Below are 10,619 nucleotides of genomic sequence, written 5' to 3'. Positions count from 1 at the left end.
GACTTTTGCAAGAGGTCTAATGTATATCAAAGCTCGTTGCGAATACGATCACGTATTTCCATCAACAAAATCCCAAGTCGATTTTTTCCACTGCCATCACCACCATCACCCCAGTAGTTATCATTTTTGGTGTGTTCAATTAATGTAGCATTTCCTGTTTCTAAAAGTTTGGCTCTTAAATCAGGATGTTGCGTAAATTTAGCATAAAGAGCGTCGCTCATAATATCTTCTTTTACAGCATTCCAATCAGAACGCAAAGGATTATTACGATCGCGTCCAATTTTAGCCGCATCTCCTGGGGTTTCTGCTAAACGGACTTCTTCTTCTTTTGCGGTTCCTACAAATTTCTGAGCTTGAAAATAATGCTCTGATGTTGGCCAAATTTTGCCTTTTAGATAAATTGCATGGCGAGAAAAGTTAGAAAAAAAGCCATACGGTCGATCTGTATGATAAAACTTGATTGGTTCACCCATTATTATTTATCCTGATTACTTAATACTCTATTAGTTTGCCCAAAATCGCTAAAATATTATACAAGTAGTATGGATTATCGATATGACTTTAGCAGTTGTTCCTGAATTTCCACCTTTGAAAGTTAATGCTGATGGTGTGTTTATCATTGCTCAAACCCGTGTAACTTTAGATACTTTGGTAACTGTATTCAAACAAGGTTTAACAGCAGAAGAAATCGCTTACCGTTATCCATCTCTTAAATTAGCTGATATATACGCGACGATTGCTTACTATCTTAATCATCAACAAGAAGTTGAATTTTATCTTGAGCAAAGGCAACAACAAGCACAAGAAATTCGGAAGGTCAATGAAGCTAAATTTTCGGCTCAAGAATTACGGGATAGACTTAAGGCACGTCAAGCATTGAAATAGATATGCTTAAATTGTTAGCCGATGAAAATTTTGATAATACTATTGTTAGAGGGTTGCTACGTCGTCAACCTAATCTTGATATTGTTCGGGTTCAAGATATAGGCTTATCAGGTGAAGATGATCCAATAATATTAGAATGGGCAGCCCAAGAAAATAGAATTTTGCGGACTCATGATGTAGCAACAATTACACGTTATGCTTATGAGCGATTAGCAGATGATAAGTCTATGCCTGGAGTAATTGAAATAGGCTTAAATGAATCTATTGGACGTGTTCTGGAAGATATTTTGTTAGTGGTAGAATGCTGTTTAGAGTATGAGCTAGAAGGGCAAATTTTTTATCTTCCTCTTTAAAAATTAACTTTTGCCCTCTAATAAATCATTCAAACGCGCTCTAGCGACCTCAAAATCGGGTTGAATGTCTAAGGCTTTTTGATAGGAGGCTTTTGCATCTTCTTTACGTTCTAATATCTCTAAGACACAACCTCGGTTATACCAACCAGGGTAATAATTTGGGTCTAACTCTAAGGTTTTGTCCCAACATTTTAAGGCTTCTGACCAACGTTCTAAATTATAAAAGACACTTCCTCGTATATTCCAGATTTGAGGATCTTCTGGAGCTAAAGCGATCGCATAATCAAAACTGACTAAAGCTTCTTCTAAACGTCCTAACATTCCTAATGCACTACCACGATTATGCCATGTTTGGGCGGAATCGGGTTCTAAAGCCAACGATTGATCCCAACAGCCGATCGCACCTTCCCAGTCAGATACTTCTGCAAGTTTCATACCGCGCTCAAACCACTCATCTGCGGTTTGAGGAAGCGGATCATGATTATTGGGTTGAAGTTGGGATGATTCAAATTGATTAACCAAAGTTCTAATAATCGTATCAGGATCAGTCGTTTCAATCCCCAACTGCTCACCCATCATCCGCGCTAATTCGGGATCATCTTGTAAGCGGGCTAATAATTCGTCTAGGGTTAGGGTTTCTGGTACGACTTCACCTGATGTATCGATTTTTTCAGGGATGGGAAAGTCAGCAATTACCGTTTGCTCGGCTCCATCTGGCCCATCGTATTCCCATACGAGGTTTTCTGCGGTTTTAGCATAGAGTTCACGCCCGATTTTAGAAGAAATTACGCCAATTTGTTCAATTTCGGGGAAAGATTGGGCTAACTCGCCTAAACGCATCATACGGGCGGCTAAGATTTGATTCGGTGCTGAGGAAGATAGTACTTTTTTACCATAGCCTTCCAGCCATGTTACCCAATCTCTGGGGCGACTGCGATGATCGAGGGTATGAAAGAATTTTAAAACTCGTCCTTCGTGCCAACCATGAGCAATACCTTCGAGTAATTCCATGTACAAAAACTCGTAATCTGTGGAGCTTAAGGGGGGTAACTCTTGGGCTAGTTTTCTTTTGCTAGATGTTTTGTCTAGACCAAATAAGCGTTTTAGCCATTGCCATAACCGACTAAGTAGTCCCTGCATTCTATTGTTATCTCTTTTTTTCTCACTACAATAGTTTAGCGAATCAAGTGTCTTCTTGTTCGAGAAGCTTTTTGATGCCGTCTCTAGAAGCTGTCCTTTTTCTGTAATAATTTAAAACAGTAGTTGTAAACCTTTTTAACAACAACATGACTAAATCTCTCAGAAATGTCATCGGTACACTGCCTTGCGAAGGCATTGCCTGCGATGACCGCCTTCCGCGGTAATAATTCTGAAATTGATTTCTCAAGGTTTACAAAAGTTAACAATTATATCGATCAATTATGGCACAAGCTTCTGGTTCATCGGATGTACCTGATTTAGGTCGTCGTCAATTTATGAATTTGCTCACCTTCGGCACCATTTCAGGTGTTGCAGCTGGAGCATTATATCCTGTTGTTAAATACTTCATTCCTCCGTCTTCGGGTGGTACAGGTGGTGGACTAACCGCTAAAGACGCACTCGGCAACGATATTAAAGTCAGTGAATTTTTAGCGAATCACAATGCTGGCGATCGCACATTAGCCCAAGGTTTAAAAGGCGACCCGACTTATTTGGTTGTTGAAAACGATAAAACCATTGCTAATTATGGGATCAACGCCGTTTGTACTCACTTAGGTTGTGTTGTTCCTTGGAATGCCAGCGAAGATAAATTCATGTGTCCTTGTCATGGATCTCAATACAACGCACAAGGAAAAGTGGTACGCGGCCCCGCACCTTTGTCTCTAGCGTTAGTTCATGCTGACGTGACAGAAGATGATAAAGTTGTCTTTACTAATTGGACAGAAACCGATTTTCGCACCAACGAAGACCCCTGGTGGGCTTAATAATTGTTACATAACGTTGTGAAGTCAATTCATTAAACATTAGAGATGAGAACACCTATTCTGGGCGCAATTCGCAAAAGATTACTGCTGGTCATTGCCACAATTGCTTTTTTAGTTATCAGCGATTTTACCTTTCCTCAATCGGCCTCTGCTTATCCATTTTGGGCGCAACAAACAGCCCCACTAACCCCAAGAGAAGCAACTGGACGTATTGTCTGTGCTAACTGTCACCTCGCACAAAAACCTGCAGAGGTCGAAATTCCTCAAGCCGTTTTACCTGATACCGTATTTGAAGCGGTTGTTAAAATCCCCTATGACCTTAGTAGTCAACAGGTTTTAGGAGATGGTTCTAAAGGTGGATTAAATGTCGGTGCTGTTTTAATGCTACCCGAAGGCTTTAAAATCGCCCCTCCAGACCGTATTCCTGAAGAATTACAAGAAAAATTAGGCGGTCTTTATTTCCAACCCTATCGAGAAGATATGGAAAACGTTGTGATTGTTGGCCCCTTACCTGGTGAGCAATATCAAGAAATTGTTTTCCCCGTTTTATCTCCAGACCCCGCCCAAAATAAAAATATTCACTTTGGTAAATATTCAGTTCATTTAGGGGCAAACCGAGGACGTGGCCAAGTTTATCCGACTGGAGAACCGAGCAATAATACTGTTTATAAAGCTTCTGCTGCGGGTACTGTCTCTGAAATTACCAAGCAAGAAGACGGTAGCTATGAAGTTACTCTCAATACCAAAGATGGTCAAGTGGTTGATAAGATTCCCGTTGGGCCAGAATTAATTATTTCCGAAGGTCAAACCGTTGAAGCGGGCGACCCTCTCACCAGTAACCCGAACGTCGGTGGTTTTGGTCAAAAAGATACTGAAGTTGTCTTACAAAGCCCACAGCGTATCACTTGGTTAATGGTCTTCCTTGCGGGAATTATGCTATCTCAAATTTTCCTTGTCATTAAGAAAAAGCAAGTAGAAAGAGTTCAAGCAGCTGAAATGAATTTCTAAAATCAATTTCATATATCGTTCTTTTAGACAGGCCTACCGCCTGTCTTTATTTATAGATTTTTGTATATTAGAGAAGTACGGTAGGCAATGCTTACCCGATTCACTGATGACTGTTAACTGATAACTGTTAACTGAATATGACTTTACCGCCTCGCCCCACATCGCCCCGTTTTTTGCGGATGTTTAATCTAGTTTTTCGTCCTGTCCAATATTTAGACCAGTACGGTCAGCAGTTTGGTGACATTTTTGCTGTGGGCAGTGAAGAGTATCCCTTTATTTATGTCAATCATCCGAAAGGAATACAAGAGATTTTCACAGCCGATAAAGATTGTTTTGATTCTGGTACTGGAAACGGAGTTCTAAAATTTTTGCTAGGTGCTAATTCAATCACATTACTAGATGGTGAAGCCCATCAACGACACCGTAAATTACTCATTCCACCGTTTTATGCAGAACGTCTCCGCGCTTATCATCAAATCATTGATAATATTGCTCACCAAGTCACTGCTAAATGGCAGGAAGGACAAATTATTCGCGTCCGAACCGATATACAAGAAATGACATTACAAGTGATTTTACAAGTCGTTTTCGGCTTAGAGCAAGGTCAACGCTATGATCAACTTAAGAAATTACTGACTATATTACTGGAAACTTTAAGCACTCCTTTAACTTCAGCATTGTTGTTTTTTCCTCAATTACGCCAAGACTGGGGTAATTTTAGCCCTTGGGGTCGGTTTTTGCGCTATAAACAACAGGTAGATGAACTATTAAGACGAGAGATTCAAGAACGTCGTCAAGAAAATAATTTAGATAAAGAAGATATCCTGACGCTACTTCTAGCGACAAAAGATGAAGATGGCAAACCGATGACAGATGAAGAAATACACGATGAGTTGATGACGATGTTGGTTGCAGGTCATGAAACAACTGCATCGGCTCTAACTTGGGCGTTATACTGGGTTTATTCGTTGCCTACGGTTAAAGATAAATTACGTTTTGAATTATCGAGTTTAGGTGAAAATGCCTCGCTTTCAGATATTGCCAAACTTCCCTATTTAGGTGCAGTGTGTTCGGAAACCCTGCGAATTTATCCTGTTGCAATGATTGGTTTTCCTCGTATTCTGAAAAAACCGTTTGATTTGATGGGATATCATTTTAATGAAAGAACTGTTTTGAGTCCTTGTGTTTATTTGGTTCATCAACGAGAAGATTTATATCCAGAACCGAAGACCTTTAAACCTGAACGTTTCCTACAACGTCAATACTCACCCTATGAATACTTTCCCTTTGGTGGAGGAAGCCGTCGCTGTATTGGGATGAGTTTGGCAATGTTAGAGATGAAATTAATTTTAGCTGCGATCGTCTCTCGTTTTGAACTCACTTTAACCACGTCTCGTCCGCTTCAACCTGTACGTCGCGGTTTAACTCTAGCACCTCCAGCAAACTTTAAGCTAAAAGTAAAAACCAAATTTAAGGATTAAAATCACGGCACAAACTTCAAAAATCGTTCAAAATATAAAAGAATTTAGATTTTAAATTAACTAGACTTAACATGGATAGTTATGAGTTAGCTAAATATATCGAAGAAACCAATAGTATCTCTAAACCTTGGATGTTGGTTCAATTACGCATGAGAAAATTACAAGAACGTCGTTCTACCCTTTCGGATGCAGAATATATGGCAGCATTAGCCGAACTTCATCAAGACCTCATGAATTTGGGTGAATGGTGGAAAGGAATAGAAGACGAAGTTTTTTAATTAAGCTTTATTTTAATCATTCCTCACTAATGAAACTCTCTGATTTTTTGTTTCTCACAGTCTGCTTTTTTTGTCTTCTTTATTTCTTAGAATTTATCCGTTTTTTGCCTAAAAATAAGGGTTGGCTTTTAGTTAGCGGTTTTATTTTATTACTAACTTTAGGGCTAAGATTAGTTAATACTTTAGCAGCAGGAGTAATCGGATTAGTTTTAGTTATATTCTTTTTAATTATTCCTAAAATTGGCTTTTCTGTTTATCAGAAATTAATGGTTCAACAACAATACAGAACTGCTAAAATTTTGATGACTGGATTAAGTTTACTACATCCTTTTGATAGTTGGTTACAGCAGCCTAAATTAATTTATAGTTTAGCACTAGCTAAAGAAGGAAAGTTAGAGAAATCTTTGAATTTGCTGAAAAGTTTTCCTGACGATAATCATCATTCACAAATTTTATCTTTTTATATTCAAGGTGATTGGGAAAATGGTTTAAATTGGATTGAGCGTTATCTACCTTACAATATTTTATTTTCTGAGCCAGATTTATTATTATATTATTTACGAGCATTAGGCGAAACGGGAAAATTAAATAAACTCCTGAAGATTTATCAGAAAACTGAAGGCTTTTTAAAGCGAAATGGCAGCCCACTACAAGTCTATCAAGCTCGAATGTATGCGCTGGCATTTTGTGGACAAGTTTTACAAGTTAGACAATTATTACAAGTTCCTTTAAGAAAGTTGCCATTATCTGTACAACAATTTTGGCTAGGGACAGCACAAATGATCGCAGGGAAAAAAGCTTATAGTTATAGTAATTTAGCAGAACTTTTGACTCAAAAAGATTTTATTTTAAAGAAAGCGATCGACTGGCGATTGGATCATCCTTATATTGAATCAGAGAAAATTTTAAATAAAGAATCATATCAAATAATCAATCAAATTAAACTAGAAGTCGATCAAGAATTTTATCCAAGAATTTTTAATTTTAGTAAGACTCGAAAAGCTTATGCAACTTATCTACTTATTGGCGTTAACTTAGCCTTTTTTGGAATGCAAATTAAAACAGGAGGAAGTGAGAATTTAGAAAGACTCTATCAATTAGGTGCATTAGTTCCCGAAGCAGTATTAGCAGGACAATGGTGGCGCGTGATAACTGCTAATTTTCTCCATTTTGGCTTGCTACATCTATTAACGAATATGTCGGGTTTATATATTTTAGGTCGTTTAGTAGAATCTGCGCTCGGTTTTTACCGTTTTCTTTTGATTTATCTGTTTAGCGGGATTGGTTCGATGATTCTTTATACTATTTTATCGTTGAAAACTCAACAAAATGGTTATATTTTGATGGGTGCTTCTGCGGCTATTATGGGCTTATTAGGAGCTTTATTCATTATTTTTATTAAAGAATGGTTTTATACTAAATCGAAATTTACGGCTAAACGAATTCAATTAATTATAGTGACGATTGGACTACAGTTTACTTTTGATTATTTTGTGCCCCATATTAGTATGCTCAGTCATGCTACGGGTTTATTATTAGGTTTAGTGATTAGTTTGTTTTTAGTTGGTAAAGTAGTTAAATAAATTTTAGATTAAAGATTGCCAGAGAATAAATTCTTTGTCTCAAAGCACAAGTCGATTAAAACCGACTAATCATAAAAATTTTAGTTCATTAAAATGGACTTATGCTATGAGCCGTGAAATGAATTTCACGGTGGTGTAGGATAACTAAATTAACTTTTATTTTCCCTAATCACTGGCGATATTAATGCTCTTTATATTCTAATAAATCATGAATAATCCAGTACAAAATCAATACAATCAATTAGCTAAATTTTATGATTCACGTTGGAAAGACTATCTACACAATACGCTAACCTTTCTCAAAGATTGGTCAAACATATCACCAGAAGAAACTGTACTAGATATTGCTTGTGGTACTGGCGAATTTGAGAAATTAATTTTAAATGAGTCTCCAACACAACATATCGTCGGTATCGATTTTTCAGAGAAGATGCTAGAAATTGCTAAAGATAAATGTAAGAACTATTCACAAGTTTCGTTTCAGGTGAAGAGTGCAGACAACTTACCTTTTGCTGATTCTAGCTTTGATGTAATTATTTGTGCGAGTTCATTTCATTACTTTGACCATCCATCGGCTGTATTAGAAGAGATGAGACGTGTTCTTAAACCTAATGGAAAAGTAATTATTTTAGATTGGTGTAAAGATTTTTTATTTTGTCAAATATTAGATATTTTTCTCAAGATTTTTGACCCAGCACATCAACAATGTTATACACAGAAAGAATTCCATGACTTTCTGAAAAATGCTAATTTTGTGATTTCTCGCTCGTCTACAATGCGTTTCGGTCTATCTTGGGGATTAATGGTCGCTACCTGTAATAAAAACTAAAGCTTTTTCTCAATGATGAGGATGTTGTATATTTACAAACTATGAAGCCTTTTAGCCTCTAAGTCCCCGTTTTTGTAACAGTTCTTGACAAACTTAATAGAGAATGGCTACCTGAGTGATAGGATGCCCTAAAACACTTATTTCAATAATAAGAATCCTATGCCAGAAGAGCTTACCGGACAACTGCCGAAATTTGGTGGTAGCACAGGCGGCTTACTCACTAAAGCCGATGTTGAAGAAAAGTATGCTATCACTTGGACAAGCCCCAAAGAGCAAGTCTTTGAAATGCCTACAGGTGGCGCGGCTATTATGAATGAAGGCGACAACATTCTTTATTTAGCCCGCAAAGAATACTGTATTGCGATGGGAAGCCAATTACGGACGAGATTTAAACCCAAAATGGAAAATTACAAAATTTACCGTATTTTCCCTAATGGTGAAGTTGAATACATTCATCCTGCTGACGGCGTTTTCCCTGAAAAAGTTAATGAAGGTCGTCCTTACGTTGGTAAAAAAGATAGACCTATTGGTAAAAACCCTGAACCAGCAACCCTCAAGTTTTCTGGTAAGTACCCTCCAGATGTATAACTAAAAAAATCGAGGTGATTTCAGTTATCGGTGAACAGTCAACATTAGACATCAAAAGCTGATAATGTTTATTGATGGCTGATTGCTGATAACTGTTATTCTTCAGTGAATTTATGATGTTTCCATCCTTCGAGCAGTTTCAAGAACTGAGCTTACAAGGTAACTTTATTCCCGTTTATCAAGAATGGATCGCTGACTTAGAAACCCCTGTCTCTGCTTGGTACAAAGTTTGTGCAGGACAACCTTATAGCTTTTTACTAGAGTCAGTAGAAGGGGGAGAAAATATTGGACGCTACAGCTTTTTAGGATGTGACCCCGTTTGGGTATTACAAGCGAAAGGAAATCAGACGACGCGCACACATCGCGATGGAACAGTAGAAGTTTTTCAAGGAAATCCATTTGAGATTTTAACGCGCTGTTTAGAACCCATTCATCCAGTACAACTCCCGCAACTTCCTCCAGGTATCGGCGGTTTATTCGGTTTTTGGGGTTATGAGTTGATTCAGTGGATAGAACCCCGCGTCCCTGTTTACCAAGCGGATGAAAATGATTTACCTGATGGGGTGTGGATGCAGGTTGATAATTTAATTATTTTTGACCAAGTACAGCGCAAAATCTGGGCGATCGCTTATGCTGATTTGAGAGGAGATCAGACTAATTTAGAACAAGTGTATCAAGAAACTTGCGATCGGATTACTAAACTGGTTTTAAAATTATCCTTGCCACTTCCCAATACAGCCAAAGCCTTAGAATTCAATTCATCGCCTTCTAACCCATTACATTACGAAAGCAACACCCCTCATCAACAATTCTGTGACAATGTACTCAAAGCCAAAGACTACATTAAAGCGGGTGATATTTTTCAAGTTGTTCTGTCACAACGTTTAAGCGCGTCTTATGCAGGGAACCCGTTTGAACTCTATCGGTCGTTGCGCCTGATTAATCCTTCTCCCTACATGGCTTATTATAACTTTGGCGATTGGCAGATTATCGGGTCAAGTCCTGAAGTGATGGTGAAAGCAGAACGCGAAACGAATGCCATGAAAGCGACTTTAAGACCTATTGCGGGAACCCGTCGCCGAGGAAAAACACCCGCAGAAGATAACGCTTTAGCCGAAGATTTATTACAAGACCCCAAAGAAATCGCCGAACACGTCATGCTAGTAGACTTGGGACGCAATGACTTAGGACGGGTTTGTATTAAAGGAAGCGTGAAGGTTGATGAATTAATGGTCATTGAACGCTATTCTCACGTCATGCACATTGTGAGTAATGTAATCGGAGAATTAGACCCAAATCAAACCGCTTGGGACTTACTGAAGGCGTGTTTTCCTGCGGGGACTGTTAGTGGTGCGCCCAAAATTCGAGCAATGGAAATTATTAAAGAACTCGAACCCGCAAGAAGGGGGCCTTATTCGGGTGTATACGGCTATTATGACTTTGAAGGACAGTTAAATAGTGCAATTACCATTCGGACAATGATTGTTCGTCCTATGGGCAATAATCATCATCTGGTCTCTGTACAAGCGGGTGCAGGTTTAGTCGCCGACTCTGACCCCGAAAAAGAATATGAGGAAACTTTAAATAAAGCGCGGGGTCTATTAGAAGCAATCCGTCGTTTAAGTTAAAGTGCGATCGTGATACAGTAAA

General features: G+C 38.3%; 12 protein-coding genes. 10 read left to right on the top strand and 2 right to left on the bottom strand.

Translation table 11 applies throughout. From position 1 onward, the window contains the following. Nucleotides 1-26: 26 nt before the first annotated feature. Nucleotides 27-473, bottom strand: coding sequence for an NADAR family protein (locus CFPU101_RS19980; RefSeq protein WP_206817084.1), 447 nt, complete (start codon nt 471-473; stop codon nt 27-29). 82 nt (nt 474-555) lie between these two features. On the opposite strand from CFPU101_RS19980, the gene CFPU101_RS19975 reads away from it, so the two are divergent. Then, nucleotides 556-885: a DUF433 domain-containing protein gene (locus CFPU101_RS19975; RefSeq protein ID WP_206817083.1), complete on the top strand. Its 330-nt coding sequence runs from the start codon at nt 556-558 to the stop codon at nt 883-885. Between the two features lie 2 nt (nt 886-887). Then, on the top strand, nt 888-1,238 hold the full coding sequence (locus CFPU101_RS19970; protein WP_206817082.1) for a DUF5615 family PIN-like protein: 351 nt from the start codon (nt 888-890) through the stop codon (nt 1,236-1,238). Between the two features lie 3 nt (nt 1,239-1,241). Here CFPU101_RS19970 and CFPU101_RS19965 read toward each other — a convergent pair whose 3' ends face one another. Then, entirely contained in the window at nt 1,242-2,378 is a 1,137-nt protein-coding gene (locus CFPU101_RS19965) for a tetratricopeptide repeat protein (protein ID WP_206817081.1), read from the bottom strand. 281 nt (nt 2,379-2,659) lie between these two features. Here CFPU101_RS19965 and petC point away from each other — a divergent pair, with 281 nt between their 5' ends. The 8 genes from petC (at nt 2,660) to trpE (ending at nt 10,597) form a co-directional block, all read left to right on the top strand. Further along, entirely contained in the window at nt 2,660-3,202 is a 543-nt protein-coding gene (gene petC / locus CFPU101_RS19960; protein WP_206817080.1) for a cytochrome b6-f complex iron-sulfur subunit, read from the top strand. Nucleotides 3,203-3,247: 45 nt separating this feature from the next. Continuing rightward, a complete protein-coding gene (gene petA, locus CFPU101_RS19955) occupies nt 3,248-4,210 on the top strand; it encodes a cytochrome f (protein WP_206817079.1) in 963 nt (320 codons plus the stop codon). A 137-nt stretch (nt 4,211-4,347) separates the two neighbouring features. After that, nucleotides 4,348-5,691 (top strand): cytochrome P450, encoded by a 1,344-nt coding sequence (locus tag CFPU101_RS19950; protein WP_206817078.1) that lies wholly within the window; start codon nt 4,348-4,350, stop codon nt 5,689-5,691. Nucleotides 5,692-5,762: 71 nt separating this feature from the next. Continuing rightward, nucleotides 5,763-5,969: a hypothetical protein gene (locus CFPU101_RS19945; protein WP_206817077.1), complete on the top strand. Its 207-nt coding sequence runs from the start codon at nt 5,763-5,765 to the stop codon at nt 5,967-5,969. 104 nt (nt 5,970-6,073) lie between these two features. Then, a complete protein-coding gene (locus CFPU101_RS19940) occupies nt 6,074-7,552 on the top strand; it encodes a rhomboid family intramembrane serine protease (protein WP_206817076.1) in 1,479 nt (492 codons plus the stop codon). 208 nt (nt 7,553-7,760) lie between these two features. Next, nucleotides 7,761-8,381 (top strand): class I SAM-dependent methyltransferase, encoded by a 621-nt coding sequence (locus CFPU101_RS19935; protein ID WP_206817075.1) that lies wholly within the window; start codon nt 7,761-7,763, stop codon nt 8,379-8,381. Between the two features lie 159 nt (nt 8,382-8,540). After that, a complete protein-coding gene (locus tag CFPU101_RS19930; protein WP_206817074.1) occupies nt 8,541-8,969 on the top strand; it encodes a photosystem I reaction center subunit II PsaD in 429 nt (142 codons plus the stop codon). A gap of 113 nt (nt 8,970-9,082) precedes the next feature. After that, nucleotides 9,083-10,597 carry an anthranilate synthase component I gene (trpE, locus tag CFPU101_RS19925; RefSeq protein ID WP_206817073.1) on the top strand — a complete coding sequence of 505 codons (1,515 nt, stop codon included), beginning with the start codon at nt 9,083-9,085 and terminating at the stop codon, nt 10,595-10,597. Nucleotides 10,598-10,619 lie beyond the last annotated feature (22 nt).

The organism is Chroococcus sp. FPU101, assembly GCF_017312365.1.
Classification (GTDB): Bacteria; Cyanobacteriota; Cyanobacteriia; order Cyanobacteriales; family Microcystaceae; genus Chroococcus.
The sequence above is the reverse complement of the archived record's forward strand: the minus strand, read 5'-3'. Positions and strand labels throughout refer to the sequence as shown.